The following is a 24228-nucleotide window of genomic DNA, read 5'->3' as shown; positions in this document are numbered from 1 at the left end:
CGGACGGCATACGCCCTCTGTGCGTCTGGCGTCCTACGTCGCGGCGCCGATGTCGCAGGTCGCGAGGTGCGCCTGCCAGGTCGCGAGCAGCGAGCGGTCGCCCGAGGCGGCCAGCCCCTCCTGCCCGACGACCATGAGGGCGGTGGCGGCATGGACGGCGTCGTAGCCCCGGAGGCCGTGGGCCGAGGCCAGGTCGGCTGCACGCCTGGACAGTCGGTCGTCGACGACCACGAGGTGCATCTGCCCGGTCAGCTCGGCCAGGTGGTCGAGCAGCTCGGTGTGCTGAACGGCGCTGATGCGACCGGAGTGTCGGGCTCGCCACAGGGCGGAGGCGGCCTCCGGTCGCAGGGCCACGGAGGAGACGACGTCGTCGGCGTCGTCCCAGAGCCGCCGGCACCGGGCCGAGGTGGGTTCGGCGACGAGCAGGGGCACGAGGGCCGACGTGTCGAGGTAAAGGATCACCGGCTCTGGTCGCCGACGAGGTCGCCGATCCCACCGTCGACCGCGAGGGGTTCGGGTGACGGACGCTTGGGGTGTGCGCGCGTCGCGAGTCCCTCATCGAGGAGGGTCTCGAGGGCCGTGCGGCCGGACAGCGGGCGGATCTCGGCGACGGGTCGACCGCGGTCGGTGATGACCAGCGTCTCGCCCGCTCGGGCACGGTCGACGTACTCGCTCAGCCGGCTCTTCAGCTCACGGATCCCGACCTGTTGACCGCCCATGGTGACCACCTCATGGGTCATTGTAGTCACTTTGATCACCAGCCTGACGGATCACCGGCGACGAGAGTCTCGGTGGTGATGACGTTGTCGACGGCACGGATCAGGTAGAGCTCGCGCGTGTCCCCACGCTCGGCCGCGATGACTCCGTTGACGACGTGGTCGAAGGTGAAGTCCTCGAAGTCAGCCCGTGCGCCGCGGGCCAGGCCGTCGGGGCCGAGGAAGTGGCCGACGAGGTGCTCGAGCCACGGCACGGCGTGGTTGGACTTCTCGACCTCACGCCAGTGCAGGCAGCACCCTTCGACACAGGGGACCCAGTCGCACATCCCCCACGGGGTCAGGATCTCCGGATCGCTCAGCGGCGCAACGCCCCTGCCCGAGCCGCGCGCTCGTTCCGCTCTCTCGGCTCGCGGGTTCAGAGGGACGTCGTAGCCGTGCTCTCGCGGGTCGATGAGCTCGGCGTAGGCACGGAGCCACTCGATCTCCGGCTCGCGCAGGCGCGGCCTGATGTCGAGTCGCCCGAGATAGTGCGTGCTGTAGCCCATCGGTCCTCCGTGCCGGTCGCAGAAGCAGTAGTGGTGGCGCCGAGCCAACCAGAGCGAGCTGCTGGTGGGCGGGTGTCATCCACAGGCGCGGGGCGACCACTGTGCGGTGGCGCGCTGCTGGGGACAACCTCGACGGGAACACCCGGGTCGCTGGCACGGTCGAGCCATGACCAGATCTCGTGAGCGTTGGGAGCTCGAGGACCCAGAGCTCGTGCTGCAATCCATCGACGACGTGTGTCCACTCATCTGCGGGCGCATCGTGGTGGCGGCCTTGGAGCTCGAGACCCAGGAGGTGGTTGGCGCCTCCGTGGTGCCGGATCCGACCGAACCACAACCGTGCTGGGACCCGTATGACGCAAGTGCGCGGCTGCGCGGTGTCGCGGTCGACCTCGTCCCGGAGCCGAGAGGCACGCCGCGGGGCTGGAGCCCGATCACGCACCTGCTGGTGACGGTCGTGTGTCGCGAGGGCCGGGTCATCGACACCATCGCCGAGCACCGATGGTTTCAGGCGTGGCGCTACAGCAACCACCTCACCAGTGCGATCGATGGTGACGTCTATGTCGTGACCCCGCACGGCTGGACGGGCGTCATGGACCAGCGCGGAGGCCACCTGCCTCGACTCCGCCCGCGCCTCGCCCTCGCACCGGCTCGCTAGATGCCCGAACTGCCCGGGCCTCGCCTTGGCTCAGTCGATCCCCTCCTCGAGGTAGGTGAAGAGGAGGGTCGCGAACTCGCGGCCGAGGTCGGTGAGCCGGTAGGTGTCGCCGTCGACCTCCCAGATGCCCGTGTCGGTGAAGAAGTGCAGGGAGAGGGTGAGCTCCTCGTCGGAGTAGCGCTGGGACTCGGCCTCGAACCCGCTCGGCCGGTAGTCCGGTCCCCACGAGTTGCCCGGATGCGTCTGCCACTGCTCCCGGACCTGCGCACTGGTGATGGAGCCCATGAGCGCGCAGCCGCCGAGCACCGTGAGGACGGGCACCGGTGACCGGTCGTAGGCCGACTCGACGATCAGCCACAGCGCGAGGGTCAGCGCAACACTGACGCCCACCCATTCGTCGTCGCTCACGGGGCGTTCGTCCGTGTTGCGCGCGACGGTGCTGAGGGTCTCGACGAGGCCGGCGGACTGTGCGGCGAACCACAGTCGCTCGAGAGGTAGCGCATCGCCGGCGCGCTTCCACCTGAAGTCGCGGGAGGCGGCGGCATCGGGGCGACGGTGGGTGATTCCATCGACCTCCTCCTGCCATCGCCACAGCTCGAGCTCGGCATAGGCATCACGTGCCTCGGCCAGGCGCAGGACGCCGGTCGCCGTCACCTTCCTGCGGACACCCACCCAGTCAGCCAGCTGGAGACACGCCTGCACGAAGGGGGCCCGCCGGGCCTGGGCTGCGGCTCGGGCGGGATCGCCACGCTCCAGCACCCCGGCGGGTTCGAAGTCGCCGTCGAGGCTCTGGTCGACATCGAAGCCCGCGCCCGTGCCGTGCACGGCCCCTCGATCGCCGGCGAGCGGCATACGGGCCTTGCGATCGTGCTCCGGGAGGGCGTTCCACGCCGCCACGACCTGCTGCATCGTCTCGTCGAGCTCTTCGACCGTGTCGGCATTGTCGACGGGGAAGCCGGCCTCGCGACCGAAGGCCATGAGTGACTTGGTGGGTCCGAAGTTCGCCGGGTCCGCACAGGCGGCTGCCATCCGGGGAGCAGCGCGATGGGCCTCTCGGGCCAGGGCTCGCGGGTCGCCAGAACCGGAGGCCATCCGTCCCGTCACCCGGAGGAAGCGGACGAACGTGTCGATCGACTCGGCCAGGACGTCGACGTCCGGGATGACCTGGCCGTGGCTCGGCCAGCGGTGCAGCATGAGGTCCTCCACACTGCCGGCGGGCCACAGGTTGGGCGGGAGGGCGTCATGGACCGATCGCAGCTCCAGCGCCGTCTCGAGGAGTTCGGTGTCACACACCCGCTGACGCTGCAGCGCCCAGTTGGAGGCATGCCGGAGGAGAAGCTCGTGCTCGGACACGCGCCGATCCTGCCACGTCGACGTCCGCTGCAGGGCGTCTCTTGTGCGCGCGGAGGACCGCGAGGATTCTGAGGACATGGACGCATCCGCTGACGTCGCGACCTCGCACGCCCCGACGCGCACTACGGGCTCGCCGGGGCCGACGGGCCACGTGAAGGCGGTTCCGATCGCGGACTACGGGTTCCTGTCCGACGGTGAGGTGACGGCGCTCGTGGCGCCGGGCGGCGACGTCGACTGGATGTGCCTGCCGCGCCTGGACTCGCCGAGCGTCTTCGGGGCGGTGCTCGGGCGGCACTCGGGGCGCTTCCGGCTCGGGCCGTCCGACGTCAGCGTGCCGACGGCGCGGCGCTACCTGCCGGGCACGATGGTGCTCGAGACGAGCTGGGGCACCCCGACGGGCTGGATCATCGTCCGCGACGTGCTGCTCATCGGGCCGTGGCGCCACGACGAGGACGTGTCACCGAAGCACCGGCGCACGCCGATGGACTACGACGCCGAGCACACGCTGCTGCGGACGATCCGTTGCGTGTCGGGCGAGGTGCAGACGGTGATGGAGTGCGAGCCGGTGCTCGACTACGGGCGCCAGCCGGTGACGTGGGACTACACCGACCTGGGCTACCACCAGGGCCGAGCGTCCGGCGCGGGGTCGGACGTGGTGCTCACGCTGACGACGGACCTGCGGCTCGGCTTCGAGGGTGGGCAGGCTGCTGCGAGAACGCTGCTCAGGGAGGGCGACGTCCGCTACATCGCGCTCTCGTGGGGTGAGAAGGCGCCTCCGACCGACTTCGGCCAGGCGTACCAGCGGCTCGTGTGGACGGCCCACCACTGGCAGCACTGGCTCGCGCGCGGCCGTTTCCCCGACCACCCGTGGCGCGGCTACCTCCAGCGGAGTGCCTTGACGCTCAAGGGACTGACGTATGCGCCGACAGGTGCGATCGCTGCCGCGTCGACGACGTCGCTGCCGGAAACCATTGGTGGGGAACGGAACTACGACTACCGCTACACGTGGATCCGCGACGCGACGTTCGCCCTGTGGGGGATGTACTCGCTGGGGTTCGACTGGGAGGCCGTGGACTTCTTCTCGTTCATCGCCGACATGGCCGAGCGCGACGAGGACTTGCAGATCATGTACGGCATCGGCGGGGAGCGTGAGCTGCCGGAGTTCGAGCTCGACCACCTGCCGGGGTATGCCGGGTCGCGCCCCGTGCGCATCGGCAACGCCGCGCACTCGCAGGTGCAGCACGACGTCTGGGGCGCGCTGCTCGACTCGGTCTACCTCCACTCGAAGGTCGCCGACCACCTCGACGGGCGCATCTGGCCGATCCTCGGCAAGCAGGTGCGGACGGCGCTCAAGCACTGGCGCGAGCCCGACGCCGGCATCTGGGAGGTGCGCGGGGAGCTCAAGCACTTCACGTCGTCGAAGATCATGTGCTGGGTCGCGGTCGACCGCGGCGCGAAGCTCGCGTCGATGATCGGGGAGGACTCGCAGGCCGCGGAGTGGGAGCTGGCGGCCGAGGAGATCATGGCCGACATCCTCGAGCACGGGGTCGACGAGCGTGGGGTGCTGACGCAGTACTACGGGGCGTCGGCGCTGGACGCCTCGCTGCTGCTGGCGCCGCTCGTGCGCTTCCTGCCGCCGGACCACCCGGTGATCCGAGCGACGGTGCTGGCCATCGCGGACGAGCTGACGGTCGACGGGCTGGTGCTGCGCTATCGCGTCGACGAGACGGACGACGGCTTCTCCGGCGAGGAGGGGACCTTCACGATCTGCTCGTTCTGGCTCGTGTCGGCGCTGTCGGAGATCGGCGAGCACAAGCGGGCGCACGAGCTGTGCGCCAAGCTCCTGTCGTTCGCCGGGCCGCTGGAACTGTATGCCGAGGAGATCGACACCCACACGGGGCGCCACCTCGGCAACTTCCCCCAGGCGTTCACCCATCTGGCCCTCATCAACGCGGTCATGCACGTCATCGCCACCGAGACGGGCGGCGAGCTGCCTCCCCGCTGACGCCCCGCACCGCGCTTCGTCGCCATACCGAGAACCGATCGGGCCCTCCGGGTCGACAGTAGAGATGTGTCACCGTTCGTCGCTCCCGACGACCAGAGCCTCCTCGAGGCGCTGGCCTCCGGGGACGTCGGCGCCCTCGAGAGGCTCTACGAGCGTCACGCACCGTGGCTCTCGGTCCGGCTGATGCGGCGCTGCAACGACCGTGAGGTCGTGGCCGACGTGCTCCAGGACACCTTCGTCGCCGTGTGGCAGGGGGCCCGGCGCTACCAAGGGACGGGCGAGGTCGGCGCCTGGATGTGGGGGATCGCGATCCGACGGCTCGTCAGTCGTCTCCGGTCGCGCCGGGACGTCGTGCTCCTGCGCGACCCGGGGGCATCCGGCACTGCCTCGCCCACCGCCGAGGACGAGCTGCTCCTCGGCGTGGAGTACGGCGATCTCGGTCGGGCGATGGCCGCCCTGTCCCCCGAGCTGCGCGCCGTCATGCAGGCGACCGTGCTCGACGGCCTCACCACCCGGGAGGCCGCGCGACTGCTGGGCATCCCCCAAAACACCGTCAAGACGCGGGCCCACCGCGCGAGGGCGCGCCTGCGGGCGAGCCTGCTGGAAGGAGCCTCGTCATGAGTACGAGCCACGTGCGGCCGGACGACCTGCGTGCGTGGGTCCACGGCCACGCTGACGCCGTCACGTCGATGTCGCTCGAGCAGCATCTCGTGCGGTGCCCGCAGTGCCAGGCGAGCGTCGCCGCCGCGCTGCCCCCGATGGCGTATGCCGTCAGCTCCCTTCCCGACGTGACGCCCCTCTCGGACGCGGCAGGTCACGGGCAGCCTGAGCCACCAGCCCTGTCCGGCGTTCCGGACGCGCCCGACCTGCCGGACCTGGCGGCCGTCTGGGGCGCCGTACGCGACGAGATCGAGGTGCCACGCGTGTCGCTGCTGGAGCGGCTCCTCGTGCGGATCGGCCTGCCGCCCGGCGACGCGATGCTCGTGGCCGCGGCGCCGGCGCTGCGCGGATCGTGGATCTGCGCGGTCGCCCTCGCCGTCGCCTTCGCGGTCGGTGGCGCCGTGGCCGCGCGCAACGGCAGCGTCATGATCTTCCTCGTCGTGGCGCCGCTCGTGCCGGTGCTGGCCGTGGCGGCGGCCTTCGGCCCGGAGGGCGGGCCGGCGCTCGAGCAGGAGAGCTCGGCGCCGTACCCGCTCGCGCGTCTGCTGCTGCTCCGGACCGGCGCCGTGCTCCTCGCGGCCCTGCCCGTCGTCCTCGTCGGGCAGTTCGTCTTCCCGGAATCGGCAGCGTGGGTGTGGCTCCTCCCGGCGCTGGGCTTCACCGCGGCGGTGCTCGCCCTGTCGACGTGGTTCGGGCCGTGGCGCCCGGCGAGCGCCATCACCGTCGTCTGGGTCATCGCCACCGGCGCGGCCTCACGCCTCGACACGATCTGGGCCGTCTTCGCGCCGCAGTACCTCGTCCTCTACGTCCTCATGCTCCTCATCGGGCCGCCCGTCCTCGTCCTTCGAGCCCGGCGACTCGGCACGATCGGAAGGATCGCGTCATGACCACAACCGGCTCGACCCCGGTCTCCCTGCGCGGTGTCACCAAGCGCTACCGCTCCCTCGCGGCTCTGGACGACGTCGACCTCGACCTCGGGCCCGGCATCACCGGACTGCTCGGTCCGAACGGCGCCGGCAAGACGACGATGCTCCGCGTCATGGCGACGGTGCTGCGCCCCGACGCCGGCGAGGTGCGGCTCCTCGGCCGCGACCCGAGCCAGCCGGATGCCCGCACCGAGGTCAGGCGGCGTCTCGGCTACCAACCGCAGGAGCTCGGCTTCCCGCGCGGGTTCTCCACCTTCGCCTTCGTCAACTACATGGCAGTCCTCAAGGAGTGGGCCGACCGTGGGACTCGCACCACCGAGGTGAGACGAGTGCTGGACCTCGTCGGCCTCGGCGACGTCGGGACGAAACGCATCAGTCGGCTCTCGGGTGGGCAGCGACGCCGGGTCGCTCTGGCCCAGGCCCTGCTCGGCACACCGGAGCTGCTGGTCCTGGACGAGCCGACGACCGGGCTCGACCCCGAGCAGCGCGCGTCCTTGCGTGGCGTGCTCGCCGACATCGCCGCGACGTCGACGATGGTCATCTCGACGCACCAGACAGAGGACGTCGCCGCGCTGTGCCGGCGGGTCGTCGTGCTCGACGCCGGGCGCGTGCACTTCGACGGCACGGTGCCCGAGCTCGTGTCGCTCGCGGCCGGACGTGTCTGGATGGCCGCGGCCCCGGATGCCGCGGCGCAGGCGTCGTGGCGCACCGCGTCCGGGCGCTATCGCAACGTCGGGGAGTCGGTGCCGAGGGGCGCCGAGCTCGTCGAGCCCAGCCTCGAGGACGCCTACCTGCTGCTGCGGGGCGCCACCGCCCCCACGTCCGCTGACGCCACGACCTCGGCGGAGGTGGCGTGATGACCACCACCCCGCAGGACGCCCTTGCCGTGACGACCGCCCTCGCCCCGCGTGGCGGCTACCGCAGCCCGTTCGCCGCGCTCGCCCGCATCGAGGCGTGGCGCTTCGCCCGACACCCGATGTTCCTCGTGGGCACGGCACTGGGCGTCGTCTTCACGGCCATGGCCCTCAACGAGCAGGCACACCAGGTCACCAGCGACTCGCTCAGCCTGCCCGTCGTCGCCCTGACGGTGGGCGTGGCCTCGATGATCACCGCCTACCACCTGACGCGGTCGTTCCACGGGGCCGGTGAGCTGCTCGAGGCGTCGCCCACCTCCGTCACCACCCGGACGGCCGCGCTCTGCCTGATTGCTGGTGTCCCCGCGCTCGTCGCCTCGGCGTGGCTCGTCCTCTACTACGCCATCGGCCCGTCGGCGTTGAGCGCGCCGGATTGGATGTACGGCCCCTTGTCTCACGCGGCTATCGCGGCGGTCCTCGTCGAGAACTCGGTCGCGACGGCCGTCGGCGGCACCCTGCTCGGCATCGCGGCCGGCCGGTGGTGGAGGTTCCGCGGTGCGTCGGCGGTCCTCGTGCTGGCGGTGGTCGTCTGGACGATCGGCGTCCTCGGCGCCTTCAGCACCACCGAGGGGGCACCGCCTGCGTGGTTCCGCTGGGTCCGCCTCTTCGCGCCGGTCGGCTACTTCTCGTCGGCATCGGCGGACTACGTCACGGTCACCAGCCTGACCGGGTCGCCGGCGTGGTACCTCGTCTGGGTCATCACTCTCTGCGCCCTCGCGGCCCTCGCCGCACTGCTGTGGCGGTCCGAGGGTCAGACCCGGCGGCGGCTCGTCCGGATCGGCGCGGTGACCCTCGTGCTGTCGGTGATCGCCTATGGTCTCGCCTCGGCCACCGGCCTCAGCCAGCCGGTGCGCTCCTACCCCGACGGCCACAGCGTGGTCGTGACGCGATGATCCACGCGCGCCTCCTCGGGCCCGCCGCGGGCATCCCGTGGCGGCCCGTGGCGGCCCTGACCTCAGTGGGACTGCTGCTTGTAGGGGTTGCGGCGACGTGGACCACCAGCGCCGTAGCTGGCACGGCGCTGGTGGTGGGCGTGGCCGCCCTCGCCGCGGCGACGGCATACGTCCTCGACGAGGCGGCAGCGGAGGCCGTCGCCGCCACGCCCACGTCGCTGCGGGGGCGCACTCGGGCCCGACTCCTCGTCGCCGGTGCGGTGCTCGTCGTGGGGTCGATCGGGGTCGCGGCTCTGGCGGTCCGGAGCGGGTTGAGCGCTCGGCTCGGGGTCCTGCTCTGGTTGACGGGCTGCGTGCTCGTCGCCGCCGCCGCGGCCGCTGCCCTGCGTCGGCACGTGCCCGAGCCCGGGGACGCGGTCGGCGGCGCCCTCCTGACGGTGGTCATCGCGCTGGCCGTCGTGAACCCGCTCTCGCGCTGGGTCGACGTCTTCCCGAGTGAGCCGGACGCACGGTGGGCAAGCTCGTTCGTGCTGTGGGGTGGCGTGGGCGCCGTCTGCCTGGCGGCGCTGACGCGCGCGACCCGGGACCCGCTCGCCTGACGAGTGGCGGTGCTGCTGTTCGATTCGCCGGTCAGGATGGGCCGGCGAGCCGTAGCGTGCCCCCATGGGGGGGCCGAGGCGACCGGAAGGCGCACCATCATGCAGTTCGAGGTCGACCCGAGCCGGATGGCCCTGCTCAACATCGACGTCCAGAACGTCTTCGTCGAGATGGCGCGGGATGCGCCTGCCGTGGTCGAGCGCATCAACCGCCTGGCGGAGGTATGCCGTGGGGCCGGCATCCCGGTCATCCACGTCCGGCACGCGGTGCCCGCGGACGCCGATCTCGGGATCCTCGGGGAGATGTTCCCGCCGGTGCGGGAGGGGATGCTCGACCGCACGTCCCACACCGCGGCCTTCCACGAGTCGCTGGTCATGGACCCGTCCGACCACGTGCTCGAGAAGCCGCACTTCGGGGCCTTCCACGACACCGACCTGCTGGTGCGGCTCGAGCTGCTCGGCGTCGACACCATCATCATCACCGGGATCGAGACGAACGTCTGCTGCGAGACGACGGCGCGCGAGGCGATGGTCCGCGACGTGCGCGCGTTCTTCATGAGCGACGCCACGACCACCGGCGGGGTGCCGGGGATGGAGGTCGCCGAGGTGCAGCGCGCCTCGCTGGCCACGGTCGGCACCTTCTTCGCCCAGGTCGCCACGACCGACGAGATGATCGACTGGATCGGTGCTGCGCCTGAGTCCACCGAGCGATAAGCGGTCGACTCGTCAGTGGGTGGGTGACGGCCGCCGAGGCGAAGGGTGGAGACTGGGGGTTCGGCGACTGCACCACGAAGGAAGCGGATGACTGCACATGTCTGACCAGGAGACGTTCGTGACTCCGAAGTTCGCCCAGCCCTACTGGGCGAAGCACGCCTACGAGGTACTCGTGGAGACCGCGGGTCGCTACAACGCCGTCATCACATACTCCGAGCTCGCCGAGGAGGTCCAGCGCCGCTCGTCACTGCGGACCAAGTCGCAGATGCGCAACTGGATCGGCGCCCTGCTCGCCGATCTGGTCAAGGTCAACCACGTGCGCAACGAGCCGCCGCTCGCATCCCTGGTCGTCCGCAAGGACGACGGGCAGGTCGGCGCCGGCTACGACGAGGCGCTGCGGGTTGCCGGTGAGGCCCCGATCACCGACCCGCTCGAGCGCGAGAACAGCGCGGCCGCCGCACGGCTCGAGTGCTACCGGCATTGGGGAGCCGACGTGCCCGCTGACGCGGTGCCGACGCTGACGGCCAAGGCCCGGGTCGTCCGGGCGAGCACGCCGCGTGCGACGGCGGCGACCGAGGCCCGGCGCGGTGCGGTCTGCCCGACCTGCTTCATGGAAATGCCGGTCTCCGGGCCCTGCCCCAACTGCGACTAGAGAGTACTGGCCGGTCCCCTCCGGAAACAGAACCTGATCGATACCGACACGGCTCTCAACCGGCCAGAATCAGGCAGAGGCCTCGGCGCGCTCGCTCATCATGACGCTTGACCACAGAGCTGCATCGAGGATCCGAAGCGGCTCTTGGTCAAGGGTCAGCTCCACGCCATCTGCCGCCTGAGTCGCCGCGTCACCAGCAAAGGCGATTGCGTCAAGCACATCGGAGTCCCGCATCAGATGACGGAAGACTTGCCAGTCGACCTGGTAGTCGCCCTTGGGTAGAAGACCAAGCAGCTCGCACACGACGTTGTCACGCACAGGGAAGAGGTCGGGACGCTTGCGCGCACACAGCTTGCTGGCCGTGACCCACGGGTTGGAGTTCTCGGCGCCAGCCTTAGCAAGCGCCTTCTTGACGTGGCGATAGAACACTTCCATGTCATACAGCCCGTCCTCGTCGACGTCCTGCAGTGAAGCAGTCGGTAGCGCCGCCAGTCCTTCGTTGACTGCTTGCCCGGTCTCCCCGATCTCCGTCAGGAGGCGAGCCGCGCCAGCCGGGACACTGACGCTGAGTAAGGTCACTGCAAAGAGGTCATCGGCGCCGATGACCGCCGGGTCGTTCGGGCCGATCGTGGCGAAACTGGCACCGGCGTAGTCGCCCTCAGCGCTGTAGTAACGACACAGCCGCCACCCGGAGCGCTCCGGGTGCAGAGCAGCCAGCGCCTGACTCTTGGCGAAAGCCAGCCGCTCCGGCGTCGGTCGCGTCCAGTCGTGCTTGGGCATGTGCATCTCCCCTGTCTCGATGCGTCGCAACGTAACAACCGTCGACGACAGTGGGTGGACGCCGCGTGCGGGAGGCTCGCGACGCCCGCCCACCGGCGAGCGAGGGCTCAGCTGAGCTTGACCGTGACGCCGTCCGAGAAGGGGGAGTCGTGCAGCTCCAGACTGGCGGGCTCGGTGCCCTTGGGCATGTCAAAGACGAGGGTGCCCTTGACGGAGTTGCCGGGGTTGATCTCGTTGAGGAACACCTGGTTGTTCTTCATGTAGATCGCGGCCGCTGTGTCTGTCGAGAACTCGCGGCCCTTGGCGTCGCGCGCCTTCTGCGACGAGTCGGAGAGCATCTGGGCCTTGTCGCCGATGTTGCTGACCGTGACGCTGACGAGGACGTACTGACCCTGCGCCTTCTGGTTGACGTACTGATCGCCGACGGACTTGACGCCCTTCTGCACCTTCGTGACAGTGAATTCGAACTGACCGTCGCGAACCTTCTGCCCGACCTTCGCCGTCGTGTCGCCAGCTGGGGCGGGCGCGTCAGCCTGGTCGCTCGAGGCCGCGGGCGCGTCGGCGACAGACGAGTTGGCACTCGTGTCAGCCGCCGTCGTGGCGAGGGTCGAGCCACCCTTGCCCAGCTGAGCGATCATGATGATGACGACGAGCAGGAGCGGGATGATGAACCGCTTCTTCTTGTACCAAGGCCGCATGGCCTTCGCGTATGCCTTGTCGGCCTTGGCGCGCGCCTTGGGGTCTTCTTGGGTGGCGGGCGGAAGTACCTGTTCGCTCATTTCCAGCTCTCTGTTCTTGGTCTATCGGTGAGTTGCCCGGAGGCCTGAGGAGTCTTGCAGGGGCCCCCGCATTTCGTGGCGTTTCACGCCAATCGGTGTGAAACGGACGGCCGCCGCGCCCCCTGGCTGCGGGGCGCCCACCACACGGCATACGCCGTCTCAGCCGAGCTGGACGGTGACGCCCTCGGAGAAGGGCGAGTCGTGCAGCTCGATGCTGGCCGGCTCGGTGCCCTTCGGCATGTCGAAGACGAGGGTCCCCTTGACCGCGTTCCCCGGGTTGATCTCCTCGAGGAAGACCTTGTTGTCCTTTACGTAGATCGCGGCCCCGGTGTCGGAGGAGAACTCGCGGCCCTTGGCGTCGCGCACCTTCTGCGAGGAGTCGGAGAGCAGCTGCGCCTTCTCGCCGATGTTACTGACCGTGACGCTGACGAGGACGAACTGGCCCTGCGCCTTCTCGTTGAGGTACTGGTCGCCGACGCTCTTGACGCCCTTCTGCACGTTGGTGACCGTGAACTCGAACTGCCCGTCGCGCACCTTCTGGCCGATCTTGGCGGTGGTCGGAGCGTCGCTCTGCTCGTCGGCGACGCCGGTTGAGTTGGTCGTGGGAGTGGTACTGCCACCTCCGTTGACGGCGGACGCGACGACGCCGATGAGCACCAGCGCGAGCAGGCCGGTGATGATCTTGTGGCGGGCGAACCAGCTCTTGCGCGGCGGCTGGGGCGCCGGCGGTGCCGGGATCTGCGGCGGCTGCCACGTCGTCGGGTGGGTCGGGTCGTGCGGCTGGTTGGTGCTCATGGTGTCTCCCTGGGGGTCGGGCTGGTGGTTGCTGGGGAGACTGTCCCGGTTCGCGGCGCTCGGGCACCTCGGCCGAAGGGGCCGACCGGCCTGACCGAAAGGATGAGGTGCCGACGCGCACGCCGACCGGAAGGTGGAGGGCGCGGTCGGTGCCGTGCCCTACCTTTCCGGGTATGCCGTCCAGCCCGCCCTTCTGGTTGCGTGACCTCACGCGCCGCGACCGCATACCCCGCAAGGGGCGGACGCTCGGGCTGGCCTTCCTCGTCATGGCCGACATGGCGTTCACGGTGACAGCCTTTGACATGCGACAGGCGCTCGCGGACGGCACGTCGACAGTGCCCGGTCGCCAGATGGGCAATGCCGCCGGACTGCTGTCCATCGTTGCGATCGTGCTCGTGGTGTCGGTGCGGTGGCGGCACCGCTACCCGGTCGCGTTGACCGTCATCGGATGTATCACGGCTTTCGTGGTGCTCGGCCCGACGCTCGCCCTGATCGGCCTCATGTCCGTCATCACGTGGCGACCTCGGATCGAGGCGCTGCGCCTGGCCCCAGTCGTCCTCCTCGCGACGGGTGTCGCGATGTGGCGCGATGTCAACACCGAGCCACGCTCGATGTCCTTCTGGGGCAACCTCTTCAAGCCTGGCGTCGAGCCGATCGAGTGGTACGTCCCGCTCGTGCTGACCGTCGTCATCTTCGGCGGGTTCGTCGGCGTCGGCGTGTGGATGCGCACGCGGGCAGACCTGCGGAGTGCGCGCGTGGTCGTGTCCAAGGAGCGGTCGGTGGTCTCGTCGCTGACCGACCAGGTCTCTCGCCAGGCCGAGCGCGAGCGCTTGGCCCGCGAGATCCACGACGGGCTCGGGCACAACCTGTCGATCCTCTCGGTGCACGCCGGCGCGCTGCAGGCGATGGCGGACGCGTCGGCGGTCGAGGCGTCCGGAGGAGCCGCGACTTCACAGATGAAGGAGTCGGCGAAGGTCGTCCGCGAAACGGCTTCGAAGTCGGTCGCCGAGCTGCACAGCCTGCTGGACCTGCTGCGGAACGCCGATGACCCGGACGTCGCGGCGCCGACGAAGACGTTGCGCGACGTGCGCGCGCTTGTCGACGACTCGGTGACCGCAGGAATGCCCCTCGTGGCGACGGTCTTCGTCGACGACGGCGAGGCGCTCGACCCGCACATCGCGCAGGCGGCGTACCGGATCGTGCAGGAGCTGCTGACGAACGCCCGGAAGCACGCGTCGACGGTGAGCGTGCGGCTGTCGGTCACCGGCGGCCCGGCGGAAGGGCAGCTCGTCATCGCGACGGCGAACCACCTCCCGCCGCCGACCGGCGCCCACGGGGCATCGGCTGGTGGCGAAGGGGCCGCTCGGACCGGCATGGGGCTGACAGGGATCCGCGAGCGGGTCGAGCACTACGGCGGCGAGATGCAGTCAGGGGTCGGGTCGGACGGCGCGTTCCGCGTGTCGATCCGGCTGCCATGGCAGGCACCGGACTCAGGATCGGACAAGGGGAATCGATGGACGTGATCAGCTTTGGCGACGGCGACGAGGCCGGACGCCCCATCCGGGTGATGCTCGTCGACGACGACCCGATGGTGCGGATGGGGCTGCGGCACATGCTCGGCGCCGCGCCGGACCTCGAGGTCGTGGCCGAAGTGAGTGACGGTGACGAGGTGATCGGCGGCGTCCAGGCGCACCGCCCCGACGTCGTCGTGCTCGACGTACGCATGGCCCGGGTCGGCGGCATCGAGACGATCGCAGCGGTCAAGGCTCGACCCGAGGCGCCGAAGGTACTGATGTTCACCGTCTTCGACCACGACGACGTGGCCCAGCGAGCGATCCGGGCCGGCGCTGATGGCTTCTTGCTCAAGACCGCATCACCGGAGGAGATCTGCGGCGGCATCCGGAACGTGGCCGGCGGGCTCGGCGCGGTGTCACCGTTGACCGCGGCTCAGCTGTTCACCCAGGTGCGTGAGGATCCCGCTGCGGCGCAACGGGCGAACGCGGCTCGACTGATGTCGACCCTGACGGCTCGGGAGCGCGACGTCGTGAACGGGCTGGCGCGGGGGCTCTCGAACGCCGACCTGGCGCGGGAGCTCTACGTCAGCGAGACGACGGTGAAGACGCACCTGCAGAGCGCCTTCACCAAACTGGGCGTCGACAACCGAGTCCAGGCAGGGGTCATCGCAGACAGGGCCCAATGACCCCACCCCAACCCAGTGGAGAACGATGATCTGGCGGGCTGAACATCCTCTTGCAGGGATTTCAGAGCGATTCAGGCAGTCTGCTCGGAGAGGCAGCCAAGCCGGCTATCCGCGGCCTGACTGCGGGGACCAGAGCCAGCCCAGATCCTCAGCGAACTCCGCACGCGGCTCGTTGATCTCCCCCGTATCCGTGGTCTGAAAACTCACCATGCGCACGCGGTCGGCATCCGCTCGGTTGAAGAAGTAGCAAGCAAAGCGGTCACTCGCTGGGCCAGACCGCAGAACGATCAGGTGGCTGAGCGGCACTGGCTGGGCGCACCCATCTGCTGCGAGGTACAGCTCTCCCTCATCCATGATCGAGCCGACCACGAACGAAGCTGGGCGAAACGGCACGTTCGTTCCCATGACCAGCTCGACCTCTTGCCGAATCTCGCCCCTACGACTGCTGGCTTTGCCAGCGCGCACCAGCGGCAGCCGGGTCCATGCCTCGCCGATCAGCGATCGAAGCTCCTCCAGCGCGGACGTCAGGTAGTCAATCTGCGACTGGAGCACGGAATCACTTGTCGCCCCGCCGTGCCCGTGCCACGTGTTACGTCTCGCATTCACATCGGTCAGCAGTTGTACACACGCGGGCTGGATGATGGCTTCGATCACAGATGGAGGCGCGCCGCCGAACAACTGAGTCACTCGGGCACGATCATCCGCGTCGTCGTTGAGAAGTTTGCGGAATCGAGCCGACAGCCGCTGGATCACAACCGCCCAGGCGCCAAATGAGGGGCGTTCCAAACTGAGCCCGTGTCTATCGAGTGTCCTTCGCAGACTGGTGCCCTCGACGTCGGCGAGATCCGAGTCCTGTCGCAACGCGGACAGGAGCACGGTGGCCAAAAACGCGGCATATGACTCCCACGTGTGGAAGATTTGCCGATGGCGTGCATCGATCGAGTTGCGGCTGGTCAGCGTCCAGAGGGCCGTCGCGAACGGGTAGGGAAGGCTGGCGGTCCAACGCTCCAAGGAATCATCCAGCAGCGGCTCGAAAGGGCTCACGACGAGGTCGGGGGTCCTGTGCCCCGACCACAGGTCGGCGCGAGCGGCTTGGACGAGCGTTTCCACGCGGCGCAGGGTGAGAAGGGACTCCGCGAGCTGCAACTGCTCCAGGCTGGAGCACACGGGGATTGGCAACTCATCCATGAGTTTCCATAGGGATGCCTGGTCCGATCGCACCGCACTGATGACCTGACCGCTGGCTCCGCGGGAAAGAGCGTTCTGGGTGGCGAGCATCCCTTCGTCGCTGTTGAGCCATCCAGCGAGGTAATCCGGATGCACGATGTCGGGGTTCACATGCAGTCGGAGGACTCTGCCAATGGCCCCAGTTGGCGTTGTGGTCGTCACGGGACCGCGGCCGGTGGGGAACCAAATGACATCCCCTGAGGCAGGGTCAGCATCTTGACCAGATGCGTGAACCACTGGCGGGGCCGTCAGGAGCGCCGCCAGCCGCGTGCGCGCGACACCACGTTGAGGCTTTGAGACGGTCGAGTCGAAGAAGCGGTCAACGGTGAACGACACGAACGGTGGCCCTGCTTCAGCCCAGTTGACTGGCACCGGCCCATATCGGCCCTGGACATCCCGTTCTGGATCCTCAGACGAGACCTCGGTCCGAAAGGTCAACGATGAGTCGCCGTTCGCTGCGACCGTGATCGGACGCCGCCTGAACGATTCCAGCGAGGCGACGCGATTGCTCGGACCCTGCCGCCTTGATTCCAACGCAGACCAGAGGAGCCTCAACCCATCACTGCTGATGCGGCGTCGAGCTCCGTTGTCGCGGGTGGTCATGTAGCCGCGCAGATCGATTACGTGCGCCCGGCCCTTCAGGCTTTCGGGCTTGTCCGTACGGAGAATCACGACGTGAAGGGGGATGTCCGTGTTCTCGGCCATGCCAATCGGGAGACGAACGAGGGCCTCGAGAAGGTCTTCCTCAACCAGCCAGTTGCGGCAAGTCCGGCCCGGCGTGTCACGGAGCATGGCGGGGTTCACGAACGTGACGAAACGCGAGCCCCCCTGTTCCCGAGACTTCATGGCCGCTATGCCGCGCTGTAGGAAGAGCCATCCAGCGTCGTTCACACTCCCGACACCTTGGGGGAACCAGCCTTGTGCTGCACGCTCATGCACGGAAACCTCTGAAGCTCTCCAATCGATACCCCAGGGCGGCTCCGACACGACAAGGTCCTCACCCGCGGTCGGCACCAAGTCATCCGTGAGTACGTTCCCGGACCTAAGAGCCCACGTCTCACCGTGAGCCATCGAGGATCGCTGCGTCTCTTCGAGGACCGCCGTGTTGATGTCGACCCCAGTCGCGCGCACCTCCGAGCCCGATACCTGCAGAGCACGCGAGACGGTTTCTAGCATGACGCCGCGACCGACCGTTGGATCAAGGACTTCACAAACGAGTGAAGCGGGCCTTCCGCTGAGTGCCGCAACGCAACCGATCTCGGCAATTGCAGGGGAACCTCGGTGGACATCCCCGTGGCTTTGGCCCGGCAGAACCGGCACGTCCGGCGTCAGGTCACCCTGAAGTAGGGTCTTGAGCCACTCCGGCTCGGGGCGGGGGATCATGGCTGAGTCCTCGTCTTCACTAGACCGACTCCCGGCGGAACTCGTCGTAGGTGCCAGCGAGGTATCGAACAAGCGAGATCTGGAAGTCGGGGTTGGCGAAGAACATGTCGAACAGCACGCCGTTCTTGTCGTGTCGGTCGATAAGCAAGTCCTTGATCCTCTGCTCGAGCACCATTTCGAACTGTCCCCGGTCGTTGTTCAGGGCGACCTCGCGCATCTCGTCGTCGTCCTTGACCACGACCCATTGCTGGTCCACCCAGACCTTGTCGGCCTCCCCGAGCTCGGCGCCGTACTTGTCATTCATCGCAGCGATTAGCGCCGACAGTTTGTCCAGCATCGGCTCCGCCTTCGACCCCTTGCCCTCGCCAGGAAGAGCGGATCCCGGCTCGTCTGCGCCGGACAGGGTGATGGCCTCGTCGGACGTGACGGCGATGCGCAGGTGGGTCAGCTGCACGGACTTGCTGAGCTGGGGCATCGGGTCGTTGTCCCCGGTAGGCAGCTCGAGCAGCAGCAGCCGCCCATAGAGGAATAACCGCTCCAAATCAGGGTCGGCCCACGGCATCACTTGGGCAACGAAGGCGTACGCACGGCAGAAGTGCTCCAGCGTCCCTCGGAAGCTGGCCTGCGTATCCTCGTCGAGAGTCGCGAAGCGCCCCGCCGCGGGTAAAATGTTGCTGTAGATCACGGATTGCTGTGCGGGGTCCTCGGACAACAGCGCCGCAACGGCGGCATCCATCTCCACGCGGGACAGGACCTGGGCGGCCATCAGGTCGTGCTCCATCGTGTAGAGCACGTTGGGTTCGGTCGGCGTCGCGAACGACTCCTCGAAGAAGGGCTCGAACGCCGCCTTGATCTCCTCGACGCTGTTCGCAAAGTCGAGGACGAACGTGTCCGACTTCCCTGGATGGGTCCGGTTGAGTCGTGACAGCGTCTGAACCGCCGCCACCCCGGACAGCTTCTTGTCGACGTACATCGTGTGCAGCAGCGGCTCGTCGAATCCGGTCTGGTACTTCTCTGCGACGACAAGCACCTGGTAGTCGTCGCTCTTGAACTGCTTCGCCAGCTGCGCCTCCGAGAACCCGTTGATCTGAGCTTCCGTCGCCCCGGGCACGTCGGGCATCTCCGGGTCGACGACCGCACCGGAGAATGCGACGAGCGTGCGCAGCGGTCGGTTGCCCTTGTCGTAGCCCTTCTTCGCGATGTACGCCGCAAGGGCAGCGTGAGTGCGCACAGCGTGCAAGCGCGAACGGGTGACGACCATGGCCTTGGCGCGGCCGTCGATCTTTCCCGCGGTCTTCTGCCGGAAATGCTCGATGATCACCTCCGCCTTGGCCTCCAAGGCGTACGGGTGCAGCGAGGCAAAGCGCGCCAGCACGGTGCGCCCCTTGCGCGACTCCATCTCCGGGTCATTGCGCGGGTGCGAGTTCGCGAGCTTGTAGTAGACGCCGTACGTCGTATAGCCGGAGAGAACATCGAGGATGAACCCCTCCGCGATCGCCTGACGCATCGAGTAGGTGTGGAATGGCCGCTTCGTTCCATCGGGGCCGAGCTGCCCGAACGTGTCGAGCGTTTTGGGCTTCGGCGTCGCCGTGAACGCGAAGAACGACAGGTTCTTCTGCTTACCTCGGTTCCGCGCACTGGCGAGCAGGGGCTCGTCGGCGGAGTCCACGGCTTCCTCGTATGCCGCTGACTCCGCTTTCGCGGTCGCCTCCAGCGCCGCTTCGCCCCCGTCACCAGCTCCAAGGACCTTCTTCAGCTTGGCGACCGAGTCACCACTGGATGACGAGTGCGCCTCATCGACGATGACGGCGAACCGTCGACCCACCACGCCCTTCGCGTCACCGGCAGCGGCGTCCTTGGCGGCGAGCTCGGCCACGACCGGGAACTTCTGCAACGTCGTGATGATGACCCGCGCGGCGTGCCCCTCGAGCGCGGCCTTGAGCTGGTCAGATTTCTCGTCGATCCGCACGATCGTCCCCGGCGTATGTTCCAGCCCCGACACGGTGTCCTGCAGCTGCCGGTCCAGCACCTTGCGATCGGTGATGACGACGACCTTGTCGAAGATCGGCGCATCGTCGGCGCCGTGCAGCCGCGACAGCGCATGCGCCGTCCATGCGATCGTGTTCGACTTCCCCGAGCCAGCCGAATGCTGGATGAGCCGATCCACGCCGGCCCCGTCGCGTCGGGTCGCCTCGAGGATCGACCGAACCGCGTGCCACTGGTGGAACCGCGGGAACAAGACCCGTCCACCCTCGGAGTGCACGAACGACCCGAGCAGGTCCAACCACGCATCGCGCTGCCACACCTGCTCCCACAGGTACGCCGTCTGGTAACCGTCCGAGGCCGGCGGGTTCCCGGCCGTGCCCGTGTTTCCCGCGCCGCCGCTGCCCTGGTCAAACGGCAGGAATACCGTGTCCTGCCCGGCGAGCCGGGTCGTCATCGCCACCCGGTGCGGGTCGACGGCGAAGTGGACCAACGTGCGGGCCCGGAAGACCAGGTCGTGCGGGTTCCGGTCTGAGCGGTACTGCGTCATCGCATGCTCGATGTTCTGGTGCGTCAACGGGTTCTTCAGCTCAGCCGTCGCCACCGGGATCCCGTTGACGACGAGGGCCACGTCGACGGAGTCAGCCGGGTTGGACTCCGAGTGGTGCAGCTGGCGCACGACACCAAGCCGGTTCGCGGCGTACCGCTCGGCCTGCTCGACGTTGAGCCCACTTGCCGGCCTGAAGTAGCACAGCCGCACGCTCACCCCGGAGTCCTTCACCGGAGACCGCAGCACGCTGATCGCGCCTCGATGGTCGAGCGCGTCGACGACGACCCTGAGGAACTTCTCCCGCGCCGTCGACTCACCCCCATGCCGCGTCACAAGCTGCTGCCACGCCTTCGGCTGCGACGCCTGCACGAACGCGATGACCTCATCGCCGAAGGCCCCGGCCTTCCGGTCGTATGCCGCCGGGCTCAGCTGCTGCCAGCCGTGCCCGAGCAGGTGGGCCTCGATGTTCGACTCGAACGCCGACTCCTTCGTGATGCTCATCCCCGACTCACCCCTGTATGCCGCTACCTGCGGTCGTCACGTCGATCTCACCAGTGACAGCCGCCGTGATCAACGACTGCTTGTACACCTGCAGCATCTCAATCTGGCGCTCCATTGCCGTTGAGAGTGAAGCGCGCTCGTCTGCGGCGACTCGAACATGCCCAATCACTTGGTCCTGTTGGGCGAGGGATGGCAGTGGCACTTGGATGTCCATCAGGTCCGGGAAGTAGATGGTCTTGTGCGTGGAACCCATCGCCAAATAGCCAAGCAGGTAGGGCCTCATGACGCGAAGCGTGTGCAGCAGGAAATCAGGACGAAGTTCTGGGCGGCAGGACCATGTCACGAAGTCCTGACTCGTTGCCATGTCCCTGTTCATGACGATCGAGAACCCAGCGGAAGCCGTGCGGCTCAGGGCCACGGTTCCCGCGGGGTGGAGAACGGCAGCGCTGTTCGATAGGCCAGCATGGCTGATCTGGATCTCCGTGTCGTCAATACGGTCGATCTCGTCCCGCCTAAAACGGTGGACGTCTGAAGTTGTGATCCACGGTATTTCGCAATCGATCCAGTAGCCCGGCTCACTGCGGCTAGGTGTGTGGCCAGTCCCCATCCGAGCTACATGGCTTAGCCTGCGCACGTGCCACCCCACCCCCACGTGGGCAGCCCAGGGAAGGTCTGTGGCATGTGTCTCCGCGGACAGGCCCAGCACGGCATTCCGACGCCAGGCTTCAAAGCGTCCTTCAGTTGCAGTGATCTGCGTCTTTCGGGCCGTGATGATCTGGTCGATTCGGGCGACGCGGTCGTCGAGGAAGTCTGCGATCCGCCGCTGCTGCTCCAGCTCCTGCCAGGGAACAGGGGCGGCTCGCAGTCCCGCCGTTGTGAGGCCATACCTCGAGATGCCGGACGAGTGATTCGTGAAGTGATCTAAAACGGGTCGAGAGCGGAGTGCCCACGTGAGGTAGCGCGGGTGTGTCCCATCCAACGGGCGAGCGATTGCCAGGTGATAGCCACACACGAAGTCGTCCGCGGTGGCATCCACGTACGCCGAGATCCCGATGTCCTTTGGATCCTCAGAGTCCTTCGTCAGGACGGAGTCGCCGAGCTCCAAGTGGAAGCGGGAAACTTCGTCGGAGGTCGCGGTCGCCCGCATCAGGTGAGGACCCGGCCCGACTTTGTCGTTCTTGTACACGTCGACGTAGTTGCACAGCTGAACTGGTGCTTCACCCTCGTGCGCGTGTTTGTCGACACTGCTGGTTCGCACTTCAGCCACGTGTCGCAGAGGTACGGCGGTCACAATCCCAGTCCGCTCATCCACTGCTGGATCTGGGACTCAAGATCCTTGATCTCTGTTGCGATCTCTTCGACCGGACGCGGCGGCTCGTAAACGTAGAAATGCCTTGTGAAAGGAATCTCGAAGCCGACCTTGGCCTTGGTGTGGTCAATCCACGCGTCCGGGACGTAGGGGCGTATCTCGTTCTCGAGGTGGGCTTCTGCGGTCTCGACGAGGGCCTTCGCGCGTTCTTCGTCGCCGAGGGCGAGCCATCCTTCGGGCAGCGGGACATTCTCCTGGTCGCGCAGGTTAGGATCGGGTTCGACCTTCGCTCCGCGTCCCTTCAGGACGGGCGCCTCGGGGTCGGCGATGGCGCAGGCCTTCGCGAATGCCTTCTTCTGGAGCGTTGTCAGTCCGGTGACCTCGGAAAGCAGCGCACGCTCGGTCTCGAAGCGCTGACCGAGCAGGACGGCATACGCGTCGAAGGGCGGCTCGGCGACGGCCTCTGGGGTGATCTCCCAGCGGCGGCGCATGGGGCGCTCGACGGTGATCCGCTGGAAGCCGAACGTCTCGTTGGCGAGCGCCTTCACACGTCGGTCGTTGGCAAACTCGCCGCGTGCCCCGCCGTAGAGCTGCGCGATCTGGTCGATCGCGGGGGCGGTAAGCTCTTTGCGCTTGTCGCCGAGGGACTTGCGCATCTTCGTCCCGAGGCCGCGGGCGTCGATGAGCTTGATGGTGCCGCGGTCCTCGTCGGCCTTATCGTTGGTCAGGATCCACACGTACGTGGAGATGCCGGTGTTGTAGAACATCTGGTCCGGCAGGGCGACGATACCTTCGAGCCAGTCGTTCTCGAGGATCCAGCGGCGGATCTCCGACTCGCCAGATCCGGCCTGCCCGGAGAAGAGCGGAGATCCGGACAGGACGATCCCGACCCGAGAGCCGGTCGGTTTCATGTGCGCGAGCATGTGTTGTAGGAACAGGAACGACCCGTCCGAGACGCGGGGCAGGCCGGCGCCGAAGCGGCCGTGGAAACCTTGCTTGGCGTGCTCGTCCTTGATCAGCGCAGCGTATGCCTTCCAATCCACGCCGTAGGGCGGGTTGGCGAGGATGTAGTCGAAGTTCTCCATCGGGAACGCGTCAGCGGTGAGGCTGTTGCCGTTGCGCATTCGTTCTGGCGCGGTGTCCTGCATCATCAGGTCCGACTGCGCGATGGCCCACGTCTCGTCGTTGAGCTCCTGGCCGTAGACGTTGACGATGGCCGCCGGGTTGAGGTCCTTGATGTGGTGCACCGCGGTCATCAGCATGCCGCCGGTTCCGGCCGCCGGGTCGTAAACAGTACGCACCGGCTTTGGATTCTCGGTGAGCTCTTGGGCGGTCTTGCCAGAGACCAGCAGGTTGACCATGAGGCTGATGACCTCTCGGGGTGTGTAGTGCTCCCCGGCGGTCTCGTTGCTCATTTCGGAGAACTTCCGCAGGAGCTCTTCGAAGATGTAGCCCATCGCCTCGTTGCTGACGACGGACGGGCGCAGGTCGAGGTCTGCGAAGTCGGCCAGCACGGCGTACAGGAGCCCGGCGCGGTCGAGACGCTCGAGCTTGGGGTCGAAGTCGTAGGCCTCCATGACCGCATACGCCTCGGGCGAGAGCTTGCGGATATAGGAGCGCAGGTTGTCGGCCAAGTCCTTGTCGTCGCTGAGGAGCGTCGGGAACGTGAGCGGCGAAGTGTTGTAGAAGCGGTGTCCGGCCTTCTTCTTGAGCAGCGCAGCCTGCCCCTCGCCGATGGACGTCATGCCCGCGGCGGCGTCAAGGACGTCCTGCTTCGTCGGGGCTAGGACGGCGTCCATGCGGCGCAGGACGAGCAGCGGCAGGATCACCGAGCCGTACTCGTGCTGCTTGAAGGTCCCACGCAGCTTGTCCGCGACCTTCCAGACGAACGCGACCTTGTCCTCGAACCCCACTGGTGACATGGGGGCCATTCAACACTCCTCACGACGGAGTAGATACAACGACCCGACAACGTCTGCCAACACGCCGCGTGCCGGCCCAGTTCTTGTCCCCGCCGCCATGTAGACATACCTCTCCAGGCGAGGCGCATCCCTCCCAGACCTCCAACGCGGGCGGCATAGCCCCAACGAAG

Annotated in this window: 22 protein-coding genes; 11 read left to right on the top strand and 11 right to left on the bottom strand. The window is 67.8% G+C overall.

Going from position 1 to position 24228, the window contains the following annotated elements:
* Positions 1-33: 33 nt before the first annotated feature.
* The 3 genes from AC1DW8_RS08610 to AC1DW8_RS08600 are packed head-to-tail and all read right to left on the bottom strand — an operon-like array spanning position 34 to position 1261.
* Entirely contained in the window at positions 34-462 is a 429-nt protein-coding gene (locus tag AC1DW8_RS08610; RefSeq protein WP_056823054.1) for a type II toxin-antitoxin system VapC family toxin, read from the bottom strand.
* Complete coding sequence (locus AC1DW8_RS08605; RefSeq protein WP_200958966.1) at positions 459-740, bottom strand: type II toxin-antitoxin system Phd/YefM family antitoxin; 282 nt, start codon at positions 738-740, stop codon at positions 459-461. The genes AC1DW8_RS08610 and AC1DW8_RS08605 overlap by 4 nt, the downstream gene beginning before the upstream one ends.
* Positions 741-754: 14 nt before the next feature.
* Positions 755-1261 (bottom strand): hypothetical protein, encoded by a 507-nt coding sequence (locus AC1DW8_RS08600; protein WP_056779247.1) that lies wholly within the window; start codon positions 1259-1261, stop codon positions 755-757.
* Between the two features lie 166 nt (positions 1262-1427).
* Here AC1DW8_RS08600 and AC1DW8_RS08595 point away from each other — a divergent pair, with 166 nt between their 5' ends.
* Complete coding sequence (locus AC1DW8_RS08595; protein ID WP_056779249.1) at positions 1428-1916, top strand: hypothetical protein; 489 nt, start codon at positions 1428-1430, stop codon at positions 1914-1916.
* Between the two features lie 30 nt (positions 1917-1946).
* Here the strand turns inward: AC1DW8_RS08595 and AC1DW8_RS08590 are convergent, their stop codons facing one another.
* The gene (locus tag AC1DW8_RS08590) at positions 1947-3269 is read right to left on the bottom strand and encodes a hypothetical protein (protein WP_478093287.1); all 1323 of its coding nucleotides are present in this window, start codon (positions 3267-3269) and stop codon (positions 1947-1949) included.
* 76 nt (positions 3270-3345) lie between these two features.
* Here AC1DW8_RS08590 and AC1DW8_RS08585 point away from each other — a divergent pair, with 76 nt between their 5' ends.
* From AC1DW8_RS08585 to AC1DW8_RS08550, 8 genes are all read left to right on the top strand, one after another.
* Positions 3346-5274 carry a glycoside hydrolase family 15 protein gene (locus AC1DW8_RS08585; RefSeq protein WP_478093285.1) on the top strand — a complete coding sequence of 643 codons (1929 nt, stop codon included), beginning with the start codon at positions 3346-3348 and terminating at the stop codon, positions 5272-5274.
* Between the two features lie 66 nt (positions 5275-5340).
* Positions 5341-5895: an RNA polymerase sigma factor gene (locus tag AC1DW8_RS08580; protein WP_478093283.1), complete on the top strand. Its 555-nt coding sequence runs from the start codon at positions 5341-5343 to the stop codon at positions 5893-5895.
* The gene (locus AC1DW8_RS08575; RefSeq protein ID WP_478093281.1) at positions 5892-6821 is read left to right on the top strand and encodes a hypothetical protein; all 930 of its coding nucleotides are present in this window, start codon (positions 5892-5894) and stop codon (positions 6819-6821) included. Before AC1DW8_RS08580 ends, AC1DW8_RS08575 begins: the two co-directional genes overlap by 4 nt.
* Entirely contained in the window at positions 6818-7717 is a 900-nt protein-coding gene (locus AC1DW8_RS08570) for an ATP-binding cassette domain-containing protein (protein WP_478093279.1), read from the top strand. The genes AC1DW8_RS08575 and AC1DW8_RS08570 overlap by 4 nt, the downstream gene beginning before the upstream one ends.
* The gene (locus AC1DW8_RS08565) at positions 7717-8667 is read left to right on the top strand and encodes a hypothetical protein (RefSeq protein ID WP_478093277.1); all 951 of its coding nucleotides are present in this window, start codon (positions 7717-7719) and stop codon (positions 8665-8667) included. Before AC1DW8_RS08570 ends, AC1DW8_RS08565 begins: the two co-directional genes overlap by 1 nt.
* Entirely contained in the window at positions 8664-9266 is a 603-nt protein-coding gene (locus tag AC1DW8_RS08560; RefSeq protein ID WP_478093275.1) for a hypothetical protein, read from the top strand. The genes AC1DW8_RS08565 and AC1DW8_RS08560 overlap by 4 nt, the downstream gene beginning before the upstream one ends.
* Positions 9267-9365: 99 nt before the next feature.
* Positions 9366-9977, top strand: coding sequence for an isochorismatase family protein (locus AC1DW8_RS08555; protein ID WP_478093273.1), 612 nt, complete (start codon positions 9366-9368; stop codon positions 9975-9977).
* 97 nt (positions 9978-10074) lie between these two features.
* A complete protein-coding gene (locus AC1DW8_RS08550) occupies positions 10075-10629 on the top strand; it encodes a hypothetical protein (RefSeq protein ID WP_056823075.1) in 555 nt (184 codons plus the stop codon).
* Positions 10630-10698: 69 nt separating this feature from the next.
* Here the strand turns inward: AC1DW8_RS08550 and AC1DW8_RS08545 are convergent, their stop codons facing one another.
* The 3 genes from AC1DW8_RS08545 to AC1DW8_RS08535 all read right to left on the bottom strand — a co-directional run bounded on the left by AC1DW8_RS08545 (position 10699) and on the right by AC1DW8_RS08535 (position 12983).
* Positions 10699-11409, bottom strand: coding sequence for a DUF6308 family protein (locus AC1DW8_RS08545; protein ID WP_478093270.1), 711 nt, complete (start codon positions 11407-11409; stop codon positions 10699-10701).
* A gap of 107 nt (positions 11410-11516) precedes the next feature.
* Positions 11517-12188: a DUF4352 domain-containing protein gene (locus AC1DW8_RS08540; RefSeq protein WP_478093268.1), complete on the bottom strand. Its 672-nt coding sequence runs from the start codon at positions 12186-12188 to the stop codon at positions 11517-11519.
* A gap of 159 nt (positions 12189-12347) precedes the next feature.
* Positions 12348-12983, bottom strand: a complete 636-nt coding sequence (locus tag AC1DW8_RS08535; protein WP_478093266.1) for a DUF4352 domain-containing protein — start codon at positions 12981-12983, stop codon at positions 12348-12350.
* Between the two features lie 173 nt (positions 12984-13156).
* On the opposite strand from AC1DW8_RS08535, the gene AC1DW8_RS08530 reads away from it, so the two are divergent.
* Both AC1DW8_RS08530 and AC1DW8_RS08525 read left to right on the top strand, forming a co-directional pair.
* Positions 13157-14506: a sensor histidine kinase gene (locus AC1DW8_RS08530; protein ID WP_478093264.1), complete on the top strand. Its 1350-nt coding sequence runs from the start codon at positions 13157-13159 to the stop codon at positions 14504-14506.
* Positions 14497-15183, top strand: coding sequence for a response regulator (locus AC1DW8_RS08525; protein WP_478093262.1), 687 nt, complete (start codon positions 14497-14499; stop codon positions 15181-15183). The genes AC1DW8_RS08530 and AC1DW8_RS08525 overlap by 10 nt, the downstream gene beginning before the upstream one ends.
* Positions 15184-15288: 105 nt before the next feature.
* On the opposite strand, the gene AC1DW8_RS08520 is transcribed toward AC1DW8_RS08525, so the two are convergent.
* The 4 genes from AC1DW8_RS08520 to AC1DW8_RS08505 are packed head-to-tail and all read right to left on the bottom strand — an operon-like array spanning position 15289 to position 24067.
* Entirely contained in the window at positions 15289-17793 is a 2505-nt protein-coding gene (locus AC1DW8_RS08520) for an N-6 DNA methylase (protein WP_478093260.1), read from the bottom strand.
* A gap of 19 nt (positions 17794-17812) precedes the next feature.
* Positions 17813-20827: a type I restriction endonuclease subunit R gene (locus tag AC1DW8_RS08515; protein WP_478093258.1), complete on the bottom strand. Its 3015-nt coding sequence runs from the start codon at positions 20825-20827 to the stop codon at positions 17813-17815.
* Between the two features lie 7 nt (positions 20828-20834).
* On the bottom strand, positions 20835-22094 hold the full coding sequence (locus AC1DW8_RS08510) for a restriction endonuclease subunit S (protein ID WP_478093256.1): 1260 nt from the start codon (positions 22092-22094) through the stop codon (positions 20835-20837).
* A gap of 20 nt (positions 22095-22114) precedes the next feature.
* Entirely contained in the window at positions 22115-24067 is a 1953-nt protein-coding gene (locus AC1DW8_RS08505) for a type I restriction-modification system subunit M (protein ID WP_478093254.1), read from the bottom strand.
* Positions 24068-24228 lie beyond the last annotated feature (161 nt).

This window comes from Terrabacter sp. P2_E3 (genome assembly GCF_056403915.1).
The sequence above is the reverse complement of the archived record's forward strand: the minus strand, read 5'-3'. Positions and strand labels throughout refer to the sequence as shown.